Annotated in this window: 21 protein-coding genes; 13 read left to right on the forward strand and 8 right to left on the reverse strand. The window is 60.0% G+C overall.

Features of this window, described 5'->3' with window-relative positions; all coding sequences use genetic code 11:
• Window position 1: 1 nt before the first annotated feature.
• Window positions 2–1045, reverse strand: a complete 1044-nt coding sequence (locus A6U86_RS33805) for a Gfo/Idh/MocA family protein (protein WP_068401393.1) — start codon at window positions 1043–1045, stop codon at window positions 2–4.
• Between the two features lie 135 nt (window positions 1046–1180).
• Here A6U86_RS33805 and A6U86_RS33810 point away from each other — a divergent pair, with 135 nt between their 5' ends.
• The 3 genes from A6U86_RS33810 (at window position 1181) to A6U86_RS33820 (ending at window position 3089) form a co-directional block, all read left to right on the forward strand.
• Window positions 1181–2224 (forward strand): substrate-binding domain-containing protein, encoded by a 1044-nt coding sequence (locus A6U86_RS33810; protein WP_068401398.1) that lies wholly within the window; start codon window positions 1181–1183, stop codon window positions 2222–2224.
• A gap of 89 nt (window positions 2225–2313) precedes the next feature.
• Complete coding sequence (locus A6U86_RS33815; protein ID WP_068401402.1) at window positions 2314–2703, forward strand: group II truncated hemoglobin; 390 nt, start codon at window positions 2314–2316, stop codon at window positions 2701–2703.
• An 8-nt stretch (window positions 2704–2711) separates the two neighbouring features.
• A complete protein-coding gene (locus tag A6U86_RS33820; protein ID WP_068401409.1) occupies window positions 2712–3089 on the forward strand; it encodes a DUF423 domain-containing protein in 378 nt (125 codons plus the stop codon).
• A 48-nt stretch (window positions 3090–3137) separates the two neighbouring features.
• Here the strand turns inward: A6U86_RS33820 and A6U86_RS33825 are convergent, their stop codons facing one another.
• The 5 genes from A6U86_RS33825 to A6U86_RS33845 form a co-directional block, all read right to left on the reverse strand.
• A complete protein-coding gene (locus A6U86_RS33825) occupies window positions 3138–3452 on the reverse strand; it encodes an antibiotic biosynthesis monooxygenase (RefSeq protein ID WP_068401412.1) in 315 nt (104 codons plus the stop codon).
• 19 nt (window positions 3453–3471) lie between these two features.
• On the reverse strand, window positions 3472–3750 hold the full coding sequence (locus tag A6U86_RS33830; RefSeq protein WP_068401415.1) for a hypothetical protein: 279 nt from the start codon (window positions 3748–3750) through the stop codon (window positions 3472–3474).
• Window positions 3747–4145 (reverse strand): DUF2325 domain-containing protein, encoded by a 399-nt coding sequence (locus A6U86_RS33835; RefSeq protein WP_068401417.1) that lies wholly within the window; start codon window positions 4143–4145, stop codon window positions 3747–3749. Before A6U86_RS33835 ends, A6U86_RS33830 begins: the two co-directional genes overlap by 4 nt.
• A gap of 134 nt (window positions 4146–4279) precedes the next feature.
• A complete protein-coding gene (locus tag A6U86_RS33840; protein WP_068401419.1) occupies window positions 4280–5533 on the reverse strand; it encodes a TonB family protein in 1254 nt (417 codons plus the stop codon).
• A gap of 5 nt (window positions 5534–5538) precedes the next feature.
• A complete protein-coding gene (locus A6U86_RS33845; protein ID WP_068401764.1) occupies window positions 5539–5994 on the reverse strand; it encodes a hypothetical protein in 456 nt (151 codons plus the stop codon).
• 192 nt (window positions 5995–6186) lie between these two features.
• Here A6U86_RS33845 and hemP point away from each other — a divergent pair, with 192 nt between their 5' ends.
• The 7 genes from hemP to A6U86_RS33880 all read left to right on the forward strand — a co-directional run bounded on the left by hemP (window position 6187) and on the right by A6U86_RS33880 (window position 11215).
• A complete protein-coding gene (hemP, locus tag A6U86_RS33850) occupies window positions 6187–6360 on the forward strand; it encodes a hemin uptake protein HemP (RefSeq protein ID WP_068401422.1) in 174 nt (57 codons plus the stop codon).
• 9 nt (window positions 6361–6369) lie between these two features.
• Window positions 6370–7425, forward strand: coding sequence for a hemin-degrading factor (locus A6U86_RS33855; protein ID WP_068401424.1), 1056 nt, complete (start codon window positions 6370–6372; stop codon window positions 7423–7425).
• Between the two features lie 10 nt (window positions 7426–7435).
• The gene (locus tag A6U86_RS33860; RefSeq protein WP_068401430.1) at window positions 7436–8371 is read left to right on the forward strand and encodes a hemin ABC transporter substrate-binding protein; all 936 of its coding nucleotides are present in this window, start codon (window positions 7436–7438) and stop codon (window positions 8369–8371) included.
• Window positions 8372–8408: 37 nt separating this feature from the next.
• Window positions 8409–9482 (forward strand): iron ABC transporter permease, encoded by a 1074-nt coding sequence (locus A6U86_RS33865; RefSeq protein ID WP_068401767.1) that lies wholly within the window; start codon window positions 8409–8411, stop codon window positions 9480–9482.
• Between the two features lie 7 nt (window positions 9483–9489).
• Window positions 9490–10281 (forward strand): heme ABC transporter ATP-binding protein, encoded by a 792-nt coding sequence (locus A6U86_RS33870; RefSeq protein ID WP_068401433.1) that lies wholly within the window; start codon window positions 9490–9492, stop codon window positions 10279–10281.
• Window positions 10282–10450: 169 nt separating this feature from the next.
• A complete protein-coding gene (locus A6U86_RS33875) occupies window positions 10451–10801 on the forward strand; it encodes a DUF883 family protein (protein ID WP_068401436.1) in 351 nt (116 codons plus the stop codon).
• A 9-nt stretch (window positions 10802–10810) separates the two neighbouring features.
• A complete protein-coding gene (locus tag A6U86_RS33880) occupies window positions 10811–11215 on the forward strand; it encodes a hypothetical protein (protein ID WP_068401439.1) in 405 nt (134 codons plus the stop codon).
• Window positions 11216–11313: 98 nt separating this feature from the next.
• On the opposite strand, the gene A6U86_RS33885 is transcribed toward A6U86_RS33880, so the two are convergent.
• On the reverse strand, window positions 11314–11865 hold the full coding sequence (locus tag A6U86_RS33885) for an RNA polymerase sigma factor (protein ID WP_068401441.1): 552 nt from the start codon (window positions 11863–11865) through the stop codon (window positions 11314–11316).
• A 12-nt stretch (window positions 11866–11877) separates the two neighbouring features.
• Entirely contained in the window at window positions 11878–12084 is a 207-nt protein-coding gene (locus A6U86_RS33890) for a NepR family anti-sigma factor (RefSeq protein ID WP_068401443.1), read from the reverse strand.
• Between the two features lie 265 nt (window positions 12085–12349).
• On the opposite strand from A6U86_RS33890, the gene A6U86_RS33895 reads away from it, so the two are divergent.
• From A6U86_RS33895 to A6U86_RS33905, 3 genes are all read left to right on the forward strand, one after another.
• A complete protein-coding gene (locus A6U86_RS33895) occupies window positions 12350–13144 on the forward strand; it encodes a response regulator (protein ID WP_068401445.1) in 795 nt (264 codons plus the stop codon).
• A 228-nt stretch (window positions 13145–13372) separates the two neighbouring features.
• Window positions 13373–14323: a sensor histidine kinase gene (locus A6U86_RS33900; protein ID WP_174072339.1), complete on the forward strand. Its 951-nt coding sequence runs from the start codon at window positions 13373–13375 to the stop codon at window positions 14321–14323.
• A 498-nt stretch (window positions 14324–14821) separates the two neighbouring features.
• Window positions 14822–16180: an NAD(P)-dependent oxidoreductase gene (locus A6U86_RS33905; RefSeq protein WP_068401447.1), complete on the forward strand. Its 1359-nt coding sequence runs from the start codon at window positions 14822–14824 to the stop codon at window positions 16178–16180.
• The last annotated feature ends 2 nt before the right edge of the window (window positions 16181–16182 follow it).

Below are 16182 nucleotides of genomic sequence, written 5' to 3' on the forward strand. Positions count from 1 at the left end.
CTCACTGTCCTTGTGCTGAAATGTCGACGCGCCGGCCAGTCTTGGCGCTTTCGATCGCGCCGAGAACCATGGCGAGGCTGCGAATATTGTCGCGGCTTTCCGTTTCGGGCGGCTTGCCCGTTCTTATCGCTTCGATGAAGGAGGCAATGACGCTGGCGTGGCCATGCGTCTCTTCCTCATGCTTCGGGCCGGGAACCTCGATCGGGGTAAAGCCATGCAGCAGGCCCGGCTCATTGCCGGCGGTGCTGGCCTCGAAATTCTCTTCGCCGTCCCAGGTCAGCATGCCCTTGCTGCCGGTCAGCCGCCATTGGCTTTCCCAGCTCGTGCGTCGACCCTCGGCACACCAGGAGCCGCGATAGCTGAAGACGACATCGTCGGAAAAATCGAACAGCGCATGCGCCGATGCCCCGTGCTTGTACCAGGAACCCACAGGGTTCTTCTCGACGCAATAGACCGAGACCGGCACCTTGCCGGACACGAAACGAGCGGCATCGAAGGTGTGGATCGCCATGTCGAGCAGCAGGACATTGTCCATTTCCTCGCGGAAACCGCCGAAATGCGGCCCGAGGAAGAAATCGCAATGAATGCCCGTGAGTTCGCCGATCGCCCCCTCCTCCACGAAGCGCCGCAAGCGGCGTATCCCCGAGATGAAGCGGCGGTTCTGGATGATGGCATGGACCTTGCCGGCTTGAGCGGCGAGATCGATCAGCGCCGCACCCTCGGCGAGCGACGTCGCCATCGGCTTTTCGCTGAGCACGTGGCAACCGGCTTTCAGCGCCGTCGAGACAACGCCGAAACGCGCGGCCGGAATGACAACGTCGAAAACCAGGTCGGCCTTGGTCGCGGCGATGACCTCGCCCAGATCAGAGCCGATGACGGCATTGTCGAGGGCAAATTCTTTGGCAAGATTCTCCGCGGTCGCCCGGTTGAGATCAACCAGGCCCACGATCTGAATGGAGTCGGCAAGCGACGGCGTCGAGGCGATGGCCCTGAGCCAGCCTTTGGACATAGCTCCGCACCCGCACAAAATGGCATTAAATTTCACGATGTCCTCCAGCGGGTGGTGTCTAACCCCTCATGACACGCACTCCGTAAACGTTTACGATACTATGCGAAAAGATTTTCCTGTGTCAATAGAGGAGGACTACGGAAAATGGCGCATGGAGGAACACCGCGGCCGATGAAGGGAATTCGTCAGCTTGCCGAGCATCTCGATATCTCGATCGGCACAGTATCTCGCGCGTTGAACGGCAAGCCCGACGTCAACGAGGAGACCCGCAAGCGCGTACTCGCCGCCGCCGAACAGCTTGGCTATGTCGCCAACCAATCGGGGCGCAGCCTTCGGCAGGGCACGACAAACGTCATCGGCCTGATGATCCAGTCCAGCAAGGAAACCGTTGAAAACAGCGACAATTTCTTCCTGACGGTGACAGGCGGGCTGCAGAGCGTGTTCTCGCGCCACAACCTCGATCTGATCATGCTCCCCTGCCCGAATGATGAAGATCCCTACGAGTATCTGAAGCGCATGGTGGCGCGACGCATCGCCGACGCGATGATCATTTCGGAGACGCAGCGCGTCGACAAGCGCTTCGATCTGCTCGCCAAGGCGAAGATCCCCTTCGCAGCGCTTGGCCGCAGCCTCTCGGGCACGCAGCACCCTTGGGCCGATCTCGATTTCGACGGCGTCGCCAATTGCGCGATCGACAGGCTCGTGGCGCATGGGCACCGCCGCATTGCCATCAGCACCCCCGCCAGCGATATCAACCTCGGCTTCGTCTTTGCCGAAGGCTATCGCCGCGCGCTGGAGCGGCACGGCATTGCCTATGACCCGGCGCTGGTGATCCGCGCCAAGTCGAGCGAACAGGGCGGCTATCAGGTCGCCGACGAACTGCTGCGCCTCGAAGACAGGCCGACGGCCGTCATCCTGATCTATGAGTTGATGGCCATCGGCCTCTATCGGCGGATGATGGAGGCTGACATCATTCCAGGCCGCGATATTGCAGTCGTCGGCTTTCGCGAGGCACCGCGCGCCAAATTCCTGCAGCCGGCGTTGACCTGCTTTCGCACCTCGCTCCACGATCTCGGGGTCGAATTGGCGGAAATCCTGCTGTCCAGCATGCCCGCCTACAATCATATCTACCCCAAGACGAACCGGCAGACGACCTGGCCGCTTGAGCTCGTTCCCGGGGAAAGCGATGCCTTCCATCTGACGGCGGCCAAATAAGGCAGCGCCGAAACGCCGCACCGACCGTATCACGGTTGCGGCATCGTCCGTCAGTTGCCATGTAAGACACCGCAAACAGGGGCAATGGCTTGAGCGAAGAAACTATCACACTTTACGAAGCAATCGGCGGCGACCGGACAGTGCGCGCGTTGACGGCGCGCTTCTACGAGCTGATGGACACGCTGCCGGAAGCCGCCAACTGCCGTGCCGTGCATCCGCCGAGCCTCGAGGGCTCGGCGGAGAAATTCTACGAATATCTGACCGGTTATCTTGGCGGGCCGCAGCTCTATATCGAGAAACGCGGCCATCCCCGCCTGCGCAGCCGACATTTCGTTGCGGCCATCGGCCCTCTGGAACGCGACGAGTGGCTGCTCTGTTTTCGGCGCGCCATGGACGAGACGATCGAAAACGAAAAGCTGAGAACCATCATCTGGGAGCCGATCGAACGGCTGGCCTTCCACATGCAGAACAGGGAATGAGAGAAGATATGAGCTTTGGCGCGATAATCCGTCCAGCCACCCTGTTTGTCGCCGGCATCCTCGGCGGCGGTGGAGTGGCGCTTGCTGCGGCGGCCACGCACGGCGGAGACACGCATTTCCTCGGCGCTGCCTCCACCATGTGCCTGGCCCATGCCCCTGCCCTGCTGGCGCTCTATGCCGGCTATGACCGCATCCGCACGGCACCGGTCGCGGCCTTGCTGCTGGGATTGGGGACTCTGATCTTCGCCGGCGATCTGATCAACCGCCACTTCGGCGGCAGTTCGCTGTTTCCAATGGCGGCACCGATCGGCGGATTGGGTATGATCGCGGGTTGGGCGGTCATAGCGATCGGCGCTTTCTTCAGACCAGGCGCCACAAGAGCATAGAGGGCAATCGATCTTGGTGCTTCAGAACGGCCGATGGGCTACACCCTCTCAGATCCCTGAAACCACGCTGAAACCTTCGAATTGCGGCGGTCCCCAATAGAGACGCTTGTTATCGCCGGCATTGCGGTGCGCCGCGCGAAAATGCTCGGATTTCGTCCAGTTGATGAAATCCTCCTCGCTGAACCAGGTCGTGTGCGAGGAAAACAGCGTATAGCCTTCGTCCACATTCGCCTTGCCGCGCAGCAGACGGAACTCAAGGAAACCCGGCACTTCGGAAAGCCGGGAATCGCGCCCTCGCCAAACCTCTTCGAACTCGCCCTCCAAACCGATGACGACCTTGAAGCGGTTCATGGCGATATACATGGCGACCTCGTCCGAACGATCAGACCTTCTTGCGACGCGGGACAGTTTTATCCACGCCCGGCGCAAAGGCAACGACATTTGCGCCGTCGCGCGTGATCTCGTCCAGTGGGCGGTCCGGCATTTCACCCGGGCGCCGCGCCTTCCATGAAGGGAAGGACGTGACGTTGGCGGCACGCTGCTGTTCTTCTGCTCGACGCATCAATAACTCGTAAAGTTCGGGCACCAGCCCATCGCCATTCTGCGCGGCCAGCTTATGCAGGCCGATCAGCATGAACCCGTCAGGGCCATTCTCGATCATTGGGAAATTTCTCGTTCTTTCATGGTCTGCAATGCGCGCTCGAGGCTGGATTTGCTGCCATTGCGCAGGGGAATGAATGTCTTGCCGAATTTCTTGCAGCCGGTCTTCACCCGCAGGCAGGCATCGTGGCTGATACAGTCGATCGGGCAGAAGACACAGTCGACCGAAGGCAACACGGTATCGATGCGCGATACCGCCTCGCGCAGACCACCATCGTGATGGATCAATTCCGCCCCGAAATTGCTGGCGATCTGGCGCAGATGCGCAACCTGGCAATCACGGCCGCCAACATAGAGAAAGCTGCGAATGTCGAGACCGGATTTCACGGGAGCCGGTGCCGGCGCTTGTGCCTGGCGGCTATCCCGACCAAAATCCTTCTTCCCCTTACGCGCCATACATCACCCGTTTGCTGGTTGCTCTTGCGCGCTCGATTCCATCGAGCACGAGACAACCATATTAAACATGAGTTTTGGAGTAAAGTATAAAGTTGAGAGTTTTGATCATATTTTAATGCGGCGCTATCGGAGGGCTAGCGGCCTCCGACCTGAACCGCTTGCATGAACGGCCAAGTCGGCTTGTCCCACTCCGGAGGCAATGGCGGAAAAGGCGCTGCATTGCGGATTTGCTCTATCACGGCTTGATCCAATCCAGAATCCCCGGAACTGCGCGCCAGAGAAATAGATCGAAGCTCGCCGCCAGACCCGATCGACAAGTTCACGACAAGCGTCAGGCCCTTCTCATATTTGGAAGACACGCGTTGCACGTAGCGCTTAATACGGGTTTGGACTTTGCCCTTATAGTTTGCAATAGCGGCATCGCCTGAACCGGTTCGGCGAGCGTTCAGCTGCGAATTTGAGTCGGACTGAGCCGTTTCCGTGCCGTCTACGGATCCTCTCTTGGAATCCTGCTGGCTCTCGCCTTTCGATCCCGACTTCGCCTTCACGATCTTTGCTACCGGTTTCTTGACTTCCTTCGGCTTCTCGACGGGCTTTGGTTTTTCCACCGGCGTCACGACTTCCGGCGCCGGCTCGACCGGCTGCGCCTCGACCACTTCGTTCTCGACGGGTTGCACCGGATCGACAGGCTGCACGACGGTTGTCTCAGCCGGTACCTGCGTCGCTAGTATCTGCGGCTGCGCGGAGGCGACTGTTTCGGGTGGAGCCTGCTCGACCGGCTGAACGGCCTCGGCCGTCTGGACAGGCTGCGCTTCCGTGGTTTGCGGCTGGACGACATCGGGCTGCGGCGCCCGTGTCTCTTCCGGCATCACCTCGGTCGGCTGAACCGTTTGTGGCTGCACTGCTTCGGCCGTAACCTGTTCCGGCTGCGGCTGCTCGTTCTCCTCGCCTGCGGCCATCTGGTCGGTATCGGAGTTGCCGATCATGATGACGCTGACGGTATCGCCCGCTTCTTCCTGTGCTTCTTCCGGCGTTGCGACAAAGGTGATCAGCAGGATCGCGACGACGATCGCGTGGAACAGGCAGGAACCCATGCCGGAGAAGATCAGCGATGTCCCGCGTGCCGCGATGGTCTTGCCGGCCCTCTCGGGCATCGCGTCCATCGGCAGCTGCTCGGCTGCCTCATCCGCCACAGGCTCGCTCGGATGCTCTGGAAAAGAAGCGATCTGTGTGAACCGGCTGTAGTGAGACACCGCCTCACCGGCGGGCGGGCGCGGTATGCCCTCAAGGCCGGTAAGCTCGTGGCCTGGGAGCACACTCGGATTGTTGTCATTCATGTCGCCGCTGGCGCGGCGCTCCATGGAAACCTTGACCGAGCGCGTCGCCATGGCCGTCAGCCTTCAAAAGGAACGGAGGTCTGCGAGCGGGTCGTCAACGCGGCCTTGCACTCGCCCGCCGCCGGGCCGTCGCAGACCGGCGTGTCGTTGATGATGATGCGCGACACCGTCTCGCACTTCACGCCGGGCATGTCGAATTGCCGCACGCGCTTCTTGCCGAGCGGCAATTCGCGAAAATCGAGAACGGTAACACGGTCGACCGCATTCTTGTCGTTGAAGAAGGCAAGCTCGAAGGAGATCTTGTTGATCGGCGTCGCCATGTCGTTCTCGGCGACGAAGGTCATCATGCAGCCCTTCTGGGACGGCGCCAGCGCATTTAGCTCGACATTGAGCTTGTGGTTGGCCGCTGCGGGAGCCGGCGCAGCACTTGCATCCTGGGCGAAAGCCGGGGCGCAGGATGCCGCCGCGAACATGCCCGAAATAGCGAGCGCCAGGATCGTCTTCGTCAGCATCGACATATCTCCGAATATGTTTTTGACGACTGTTGACCCGGCTAACCGCTCAGGCGTGCATCGTCTCATTTTTAAACTTGACTTTGTCAGTCTTCTATTGCGTCTTTATGGAACCATGAGTATGCAAGTCAAGATAAATTTGGCCGGACAAGGGTTCGGCCCACGATGAATTTTCAGGCAAAACTAAACGGGATGATTGCTGAGAAGACCCCAACGCCGCCGGCTCAAAGCACGACGGCACCGCAGGTAAGAATTGTCGAGAGCACGGATATTTTCCGGGGCCAGACCGAAATTATGATCAAGCATGAAGGCGTTATCTATCGAATGAAGATCACGCGCCAAGGCAAGCTCATACTCAACAAATAGGCATGACAGATGACTGAGACGACCAGACCCACCCCCGCCGCCATCCGCGCTTTCCGCGCAGAAAACCCGAAGATGCGAGAGCGCGATATCGCCGCCCGCCTCGAGATTTCCGAAGCCGCCCTGGTCGCGGCCGAAGTCGGTATTTCGGCCATCCGCATCGACGCTGACGCCAACCGCTTTCTGGAGCGGATCGCCTCGCTCGGCGAAGTCATGGCCCTGTCGCGCAACGAAAGCGCCGTTCACGAAAAGATCGGCGTCTACGAAAACATCAAGACCGGCGTCCACGCCGCGATCGTTCTCGGCGAGAATATCGACCTGCGCATTTTCCCGAAGCGCTGGGCACATGCCTTCGCCGTCACCAAGACCGATGGCGACCAGCAGAAGCTGAGCCTGCAGTTTTTCGACAAGGCCGGCGACGCCGTTCACAAGGTGCATCTGCGCCCTGATTCGAATGTCGATGCCTATCAAGCCATGGTCGCCGAGCTGCGGCTTGACGATCAGTCGCAGGAATTCGCCGAAGATCGCTCCGGCTATGACAATGGCGCCACCGACGGCGACGTCAGCCGCGACGAGCTGCGCGATCACTGGAGCCGGATGACGGACACACATGAATTCTTCGGCATGCTGAAGAAGCTGAAGATTGGCCGTCAGGAAGCGATCCGCACCGTCGGCGACGACTATGCCTGGAAGCTGGAGACCGGCGCGGTCGCCGAGATGATGCATGCGTCGGTGCGCGAAGGCCTGCCGATCATGTGCTTCGTCGCTAACGAAGGCACGGTCCAGATCCACTCCGGCCCGATCTTCAATGTCCAGACCATGGGGCCCTGGATTAACGTCATGGACCCGACTTTCCATCTGCACCTTCGCCAGGATCACATTGCCGAGGCTTGGGCCGTGCGCAAGCCGACCAAGGATGGGCATGTCAGCTCGGTGGAAGCCTACAACGCCAAGGGCGAGATGATCATCCAGTTCTTCGGCAAACGGAAAGAAGGCTTCGACGAGCGCCCCGACTGGCGCGTCATCATCGAAAATCTGACGAGAACCGGCGCCAGCGTCGCTGCATAAGAAGTGGCCCATGACGATGTTTAAGAACTTCAAGCGCATCAAGCCTTGGGAAGTCGCACTGACCTTGGTGGTGATGACCCTGCCGCTCGTACCCGCCAATCCGATTGCCGGATATGGCAGCCTCGTGCGCCACGCCCACGCCGCCGAGACGACCAAGAAGCTCGATACCACGCGCCTCGTCTCCATCGGCGGCGACGTCACAGAGATCATTTACGCGCTTGGCGAGGAGAAACGGCTGATCGCTCGCGATTCCACCAGCCTCTACCCAAAGGAAGCCGCCAAGCTTCCCGATGTCGGCTATATGCGCGCGCTGTCTCCGGAAGGAATTCTGGCGGTCAATCCAAGCGCCATCATCGCCGTCGAAGGCTCCGGTCCGCCGGAAGCTCTGGCCGTGCTGCACAATGCCAGCCTGCCTTTCGAAACCGTGCCGCAGACCTATGACCGCGACGGCATCCTGAAGAAGATCGAGGTTGTCGGCGGACTGCTCGGCGTGCCTGAAAAGACGAAAGCCCTGGAAGATAAGGTCGCCGCCGATCTGGACGCCGCCATCGTCGACGCCGCCAAGCGGCCAGAGGTCGAGCGCAAGCGCGTGCTCTTCGTGCTCAGCAACCAGAATGGCAAGATCCTCGCTTCGGGCACCGATACGGCCGCCGATGGCATCATCAAGCTCTCTGGCGCCCTTAACGCGATTACCGGTTTTACCGGCTATAAGTCGTTGACGGATGAAGCGATCATCGAAGCCAAGCCCGACGTGATCCTCATCATGGATCGCGAAGGTCCATTGTCGATGTCGAACGAAGATCTGCTGAAGCAGCCGGCGATTTCGCTGACACCCGCAGCCAGCCACAAGGCAGTCATTCGCATGGATGGCCTGCATCTGCTTGGCTTCGGTCCACGCACAGCCAGTGCCATTCGAGAGCTGAACGCAGCTATCTACGGAGGCTGACGTGGCATTCAACGATGCCGTGGCGGGGCTGAAGCAAATGTCGCAAACGACGGCACGTCATCGCAACGGGGATCGCGCGGCGCTTGCTCTCCTCGTGCTTGCCGCGCTCGTCCTCATCTCGGCGGCGGCTTTCACATTCTCGATCACCATGGGTGCCTCCAACGCCTCCGTGATCGACGTTGTCGCCAGCATGGTGCGGGGCAGCGCCGATAGCGCGCTCAGCAATCGCGACCGCATCGTCATCTTCGACATACGCCTGCCCCGCGCGATACTCGGCTTCCTGATCGGCGGCGGATTGGCGGTTTCGGGCGCTGTCATGCAGGGCCTCTTCCGCAATCCGCTGGCCGACCCTGGTCTGATCGGCATTTCCGCCGGCTCCAGCCTCGGCGCGGTCGCCATGATCGTTCTCGGCGGCGGCGTGCTGGCTCCGGTCGTGCATATCTTCGGCATATTTTCCCTGCCGATCGCCGCCTTCATTGGTGGCCTGGTGACGACGCTGCTGCTCTATAAGGTGGCGACCCGGCACGGGCAGACGTCCATAGCCACCCTGCTGCTGGCGGGCATCGCTCTCGGCTCTCTCGCTTTGGCAGCGACGGGAATTCTGATCTACATGGCCGACGACCGGCAATTGCGCGACCTCACCTTCTGGAGCATGGGATCGCTCGCTGGCTCGACCTGGAGCAAGGTCATGGGCGCCGGCCCGATCATCATCCTGTCGCTTCTGCCCCTTCCCTTCATGGCGCGAGGCCTGAACGCCCTGACGCTCGGCGAAGCCTCGGCATTTCACATGGGCGTGGCTGTGCAACGGCTGAAGAACATCGCGATCATCAGCGTGGCGGCGGCGGTTGGCGCTTCCGTTGCCGTCAGCGGCGGCATCGGCTTCGTCGGCATCGTCGTGCCGCATATATTGCGCATGATCATCGGGCCGGACCATCGCTTCCTCCTACCGGCCTCGGCGCTGCTGGGCGGCTTGTTGCTGATCGTGGCCGATGTGGTTGCCCGAACCATCGTTTCCCCGGCCGAGCTGCCGATCGGCATTCTGACGGCCGGCGTCGGCGGGCCGTTCTTCCTGTGGATGCTGCTGCGGCAGCGCTCGCGCCTCAGCCTGTGAGCCGACGATGATCCAGGTCTCCAATCTCGCTGTCCGGCTTGCCGGCAAGACCATCGTGCAGGACGTCTCCTTTACCGCCGAGCCGGGAACGCTGACGGCGATCTGCGGGCCGAACGGCTCAGGCAAGACGACCACCATGAAAGCTATTTCGGGCGAAGTGGCCTATCAGGGCTCGGTGCACATGAACGGCTCTGAAATCCGTGGTCTGGAGCCATGGCAACTCGCCGAAATGCGCGGTGTGCTGCCGCAGGCAAGCTCGATCTCCTTCCCCTTCACAGTGCGCGAAATCGTCCGCATGGGCCTCACCAGCGGACGCAATCGTCATCCGGAGCAGGCCGATCGCACGGCGGCCGAGGCACTCGCCGCTGTCGATCTCGCCGGCTTCGAGGGGCGTTTCTACCAGGAACTGTCAGGCGGCGAACAGCAACGCGTGCAGCTCGCCCGTGTGCTCTGCCAGATTTTCGAACCGGTCATTGATGGCAAGCCCTGCTGGCTGCTCCTCGACGAACCGGTCTCCAGCCTGGATATCAGCCACCAGCTCACCATCATGACGCTTGCCCGGCAATTCTGCCGCCGTGGCGGAGGCGTCATCGCCGTCATGCACGATCTCAACCTGACCGCGCTTTTTGCCGATCGCATGGTCCTGCTCAAGGGCGGTCGTCTACGGACTGCGGGCTCGGTCAGGGAAGCCCTGACCGACCAGCATCTTCAGGATGTGTTCGGCTGCAATCTGCGGGTCAACCGCGTTCCCGCCGATGGCGCTCCCTTCGTGCTCGCCCATAGTGCGCTCGTCGACTGACCCTTCTTCGGCCACCTGCTCCGGAACCTTTTGCTACAGCCGCGCGTTGAGGTGTAGCGATCGGAATTGATGCTCCGCACGCCAGACAAACTAGTGTGGCGGATAACGTCCGGTCATCGCGAACAACAGGCGCTCTACTGGCGCCCACTTAACGCAAAGGGAGCTAGACATGGCTACATCCATCCTGCATTCGGCCCGGGGCAAGCGCAATGGCAGCAGCCTGCAAGACGTCGAGGCAAGCATCGAGGACCAGATCGAAGCGCTGCGCGACGAAGTTGCGGCCTTTGCCAAGCTGATCAGCCAGAACGGCGCAAAGCAGGGCAAGAAATTGCGTGCAAGCGCAGAGTCTGGATTGGACGATCTGACAGTGCGCGGCGAGGAACTGTTGCAGGAACTGCAACGCGGCTATACCAAGGGTTCGCGCGAAGTTCGCAGAACCGTTCGTCAGCATCCTGTCGCCACGATCGGCGCTGCCGCGGCATTCGGCTTGGCGGTCGCCCTGCTTCTGTCTCGCCGCTAGGGAGGCGGAATGCTGACCTCGATCCTGGGCCTGCTGCTGTCAGGCAAATTGAGCCGTACCGTTGCGCGAACCAAGCGCAACGGTATTTTTATCGCGGTTGCGTTACTCTTGCTGTTGACGGCCTATGCCTTCTTTCTCGTGGCGGCCGCCATCTGGCTTGCGACGATATATGGCGCCGCGGCCGCGGCACTCTTAATCGGCGCGGGAGCCTTGCTGCTCGGCCTGATCGTACTTGTCATCATGGCGATCATCGACAAGCAGGAACAGCGGCGTGCGCGCGAACGTCGCCTTGCAATGGAATCGATCGCGGTCACCGTACTCGGGCTCGTAAAAAAGCAGCCGTTGATGACTGCGGCGATCGCCGCGGCCCTGCTGTTCGGCAATATGTTCGGAACGAGCAGCGAGGACGATTGAAATTCCAGCTACCCTCGTAATCTCGTAGGGAAGCGACGTCCGTTACCACACATGAATGAGATAGGAAAAGGGCCCGGTTTTGAACCGGGCCCTTTTCTTTAGAAAGCAAATGCCTTTGATGTCAGTGGCGCCGAAGTGGCGTCCGGACCGAAGTCCGCCTCACCGGAAATGCCGAGCAATTCCTGGAGGCGCTGGCGCGCGCGGTTGACGCGGCTCTTGATCGTGCCGACTGCGCAGCCGCAAATCTCGGCGGCCTCCTCATAGGAAAATCCGGAAGCACCAACGAGGATGATGGCTTCGCGCTGATCCGGCGGCAACTGATCGAGCGCCTTGCGGAAATCCTGAAGATCGAGCGCACCATATTGCGATGGATGGGTTGCCATCGATTCCGTGAAGATGCCGTCGCTGTCCTGCACCTCGCGGCCGCTCTTGCGCATCTGGCTATAGAGTTCGTTGCGCAGGATAGTGAAGAGCCAGGCCTTCATATTCGTGCCCATCTCGAAGTGATCCTGCTTGGCCCAGGCCTTCATGATCGTATCCTGGACAAGATCGTCTGCCCGATCATGGCGACCGGTCAATGAAATAGCGAAGGCTCGCAGGCTCGGAAGAGCCGACAGGAGTTCACGCTTGAAGCTCGATTGCGGTTCCATCTCGCCCACCTCCTATTTAGAGACGTTCGAGGAAGCCAAGCGCTCGGCCTGATCCAGCTTCTCGAGCAGATCAAGGAAGCGATCGGGAATGGCTTCGTCCTGCACCGCAGCATAGAAAGAGCGCAGCCTGTTTCCGATCTGATTGTTAGGGTCGAGGATATCGATTGCGCGCAGGTCTGATGTCTTGGTGTCTGCGTCCTCGTGATTTTGAACTGTCATTTAGCCTGCTCGCTTTTCAATTGTCTCGCGTTCATGGGTAGGACATGCCTTTCCGCCTCGCCGTTCAGGAGAACAGTCCAGCTCGTCCAAACAGCTTCGTAACGACTCGTAAAGGATGAAGCCCGCCGATTGTAAGCATTGTAATGCGACTACCTAAAAAAAGTTCCGACAAAGAGGAACTTTTTTACTGAACTGACGTTTGTTAGTCATCGCAGCCCTCTGTGCTGTATTTAAATTAGAATTTTATAAAAGGCGGGAGCCCTTGATGACACTTTCCACACGCATTGCGCCGCATCTTCCCTATTTGCGTCGTTATTCACGTGCTTTGACTGGAACGCAGACCTCCGGGGACGCCTATGTTGCTGCGGTTTTGGAAGCCATCATCACCGACATCTCCATCTTCCCGGATACCGACAGCGACCGCGTTGCACTCTATAAACTGTTCACCAAGCTATTCGGTTCCGTATCCCTTCAGATTCCTGAACCAATCTCGCCCTTCGCCTGGGAACAGCGCGCCACGGTCAACCTCTCCAAGGTTTCACCGCGCGCGCGTCAGGCGTTCCTGCTCGCATCCGTCGAAAGTTTCCGCCTTGGCGAGATCGCCGACATCCTGGACATTTCGGAAAGCGAAGCCATGCATCTGCTGGACACCGCGTCGCAGGAAATCTCGCGGCAGGTAGCCACGGAAATCATGATCATCGAGGATGAGCCGCTGATCGCGATGGATATCGAGCAGATGGTCGAAAGCCTCGGACATCGCGTGACCGGTATTGCCCGCACCCACGCTGAAGCAGTTGCGCTCTACAATGCAACGAAGCCGAGGATGGTTCTTGCCGACATCCAGCTTGCCGACGGCAGCTCCGGCATCGACGCCGTCAACGACATCCTGAAGACAGCCAATATCCCGGTGATTTTCATCACCGCATTCCCAGAGCGTCTTTTGACGGGCGAGCGACCGGAGCCGACCTTCCTGGTCACCAAGCCGTTCAACCCCGACATGGTGAAAGCACTCATCAGCCAGGCGCTTTTCTTCAATGAAACCACAAAGGTGGCGGCCTGATTCGATTGGAAACCCCGCTGAGGAACAAAGATCACGGCCGGGCGTTGAGATTCAATGCGGCCGGTTTACGGACTGTTATACCGGGTAATTTTATAGGTCGGTCCGAATTCTTGCGAGTGAGAATGCCCTATCGGCGGGGCTCTCGAAATTCGAGTGAAAGGCAAGCGGGTGAATACGTCTGAACCATTACCCGGCGCGCCTTTGAGTTTGGAAGGCAAAGCCGCTCTGATGGAGCGGGCGCTTGCGAGCGCCAACGTGTGGGTTCTGTTTCAGGACCAAGCTCTGGCAATACGGTATGCCGACAATCTCCCGGATCATCTGCAGCCATCCCTCGTGATTGGCGGCAATGACTGGCATTTGTTCGGCGAGAAGGATGGAGAGCACCTCTTGCGCCTAAAGCGAGGGGTGCTCGAAACCGGCAAGCCAGCCACCGCGGAAGTCGAAATTCCAAGCGGTGACGGCATTCGCATCTATGAGCTGAAGATAGAGCGCGTTGGCGGCCGCAAGCCGCAGGGCGTCCTGTCAGTCATCTCGGAAATCACCGAGAGCCGCCACCGCGAAAAAGTTCTGAAGTCGCTACTGCGCGAGCTGTCGCATCGCTCGAAGAACCTTCTGGCGATCATTCAGGGCATCGCAACGCAGACCGCTCGACACACGCTTTCGGTCGACAACTTCCTGATCAAGTTCCGTGGACGACTGCAATCCCTGTCGAATTCGCAGGATCTCATCACCGATTCCAGTTGGCGCGGCGCCTATCTGTTCGAACTTGCGGAAAAGCAGTTCGCGCCCTACTGGCCCGATGCCGGCGTACCCATGCCGATCTACGGCATCAATGCCCATCTGACACCCAATGCCGCCGTGCATCTGGGACTTGCCCTGCACGAGTTGATCGTCAACTCCGCCTCGCATGGCGCCATTTCGGCGGGAGCGACCAGCATCACGCTGAATTGCAAGGAAGCCGAACTCGATGGCAAGAAGGCGATCGAGGTGGCATGGTCGGAGCGTTTCTATGCGCCCAACGACCATGAATTCGAGGACAACAGCTTCAGCCGCACTGTGCTTGAGCGTGTCGTGCCGACTTCCATGAATGGCCGCGCCGACTTCGCCATCGGCGACGGTAGCATCGGCTATCGCCTCACCATTCCCGAAACTGAATATGAGATCCTGAGACGCCGCTGATCCGCCGGACAGGCGCCGATCCGCAGGGCAAAATAAAACAGCCAGTGCGAGGGCGACGCACTGGCTGCTTTGCACTCATCGGGAGGGGACCGTGAGTAGAAGTCCTGTGATGCTATTGGGCGTGCATCAGGGGGATGCGATCATCGACAGGACATCCCAATAACGATGCTGCCGGGCCTTGGTTCCATCCCGAGGCGAAAAAATTCGCTTTTTCTTCACCCGCACCGCATTGGCAAAATGATCCGCAGCGCAGTCGGCCTCCTGCTCCGCTTCGACGGCAAAGCCTCGCGGGCTTCGGACGCCATTGCTCGCTATATTCAGAAAATCACAGCAAAATTAAGCAGTTGCATAATTTTCGGGGACCACCCTGGCACGTCCCAGCGGCACATTTCAGGCTGCAATACAGCAAAGAAAAACGCAAAAATTTACCGTTTGATAAATTTTTTATCCTGAGTTACCGTTCTTGCCACTGGCCGTTTACTATAAGAGGGAACTTCAATGGGACGACTGGAAACTGGGATTCATAGGGGCCGGCTCACGCCCGCCGAATATGATGCTAACTTTTCCGATCTTCATCCGCGCCTGAACAACCACGAGGCGCTGGTTGCCGCCGACCGCTGTTATTTCTGTTACGACGCGCCGTGCATGACGGCCTGTCCCACCTCCATCGACATTCCGATGTTCATCCGTCAGATCTCGACGGGGAACCCGATCGGCTCTGCAAAGACCATCTTCGACCAGAATATTCTCGGTGGCATGTGCGCCCGCGTCTGTCCCACCGAACAGCTCTGCGAGCAGGCTTGCGTGCGCAATACTGCCGAAGAGCGTCCGGTCGAAATCGGCCGGCTGCAGCGCTATGCGACGGATGCCGCAATGGCCGAGAACAAGCAGTTCTATGCCCGCGCTGCTTCCACCGGCAAGAAGATCGCCGTTATCGGCGCCGGCCCCGCAGGTCTTGCCTGCGCCCATCGCCTCGCCGTGAAGGGCCATGACGTCACCATCTTCGACGCCCGCGCAAAGGCCGGCGGCCTCAACGAATACGGCATTGCCACCTACAAGGCGGTCGACGATTTCGCCCAGAAGGAAGTCGACTACGTTCTCGCCGTTGGTGGCATCGAGGTGAAGAACGGCCAGGCACTCGGCCGTGATTTCAGCCTGTCCGACCTTTCCCAGCAATATGACGCGGTCTTCCTCGGCCTCGGTCTTGCCGGCGTCAACGCGCTGCGCGCCGAAGGCGAGGATCTTGACGGCGTAGCCGATGCGGTCGCCTATATCGCTGAACTGCGCCAGGCCGGCGACAAGGCCGATATCGCCATCGGCCGCCGCGTCGTCGTTCTCGGTGGCGGCATGACCGCGATCGATGCGGCCGTGCAGGCAAAACTGCTCGGCGCCGAAGAAGTGACGATCTGTTATCGCCGCGGCAAGGAACACATGAACGCCTCGGAATTCGAGCAGGATCTGGCCGCCTCCAAGGGCGTGATGATCCGCCATTGGCTCGCTCCGAAGCGCATCCTCGACAAGGACGGCAAGGTCGCCGGCATCGAGGTCGAATATACCGAACTGCGCGACGGCAAGCTGACCGGCACCGGCGATATCGGCGTCATCGCCGCTGACCAGATCTTCAAGGCCATCGGTCAGACCTTCGAGGCATCGGGCCTCGGTGCGCTGCGCATGGAAGCCGGCCGCATTGCCATCGACGGCGAAGGCCGCACCTCGCTCGAAGGCGTATGGGCCGGCGGCGACTGCGTGCTGGGCGGCGATGATCTGACGGTCTCCGCCGTGGCACAGGGTCGCGACGCGGCCGAATCCATCAACAATGCGCTCGCTGCCGCCCAGTCGGCCGCTGCAGTCGCCTGAAA

Source organism: Rhizobium sp. AC27/96 (genome assembly GCF_001692325.1).
Classification (GTDB): domain Bacteria; phylum Pseudomonadota; class Alphaproteobacteria; order Rhizobiales; family Rhizobiaceae; genus Rhizobium.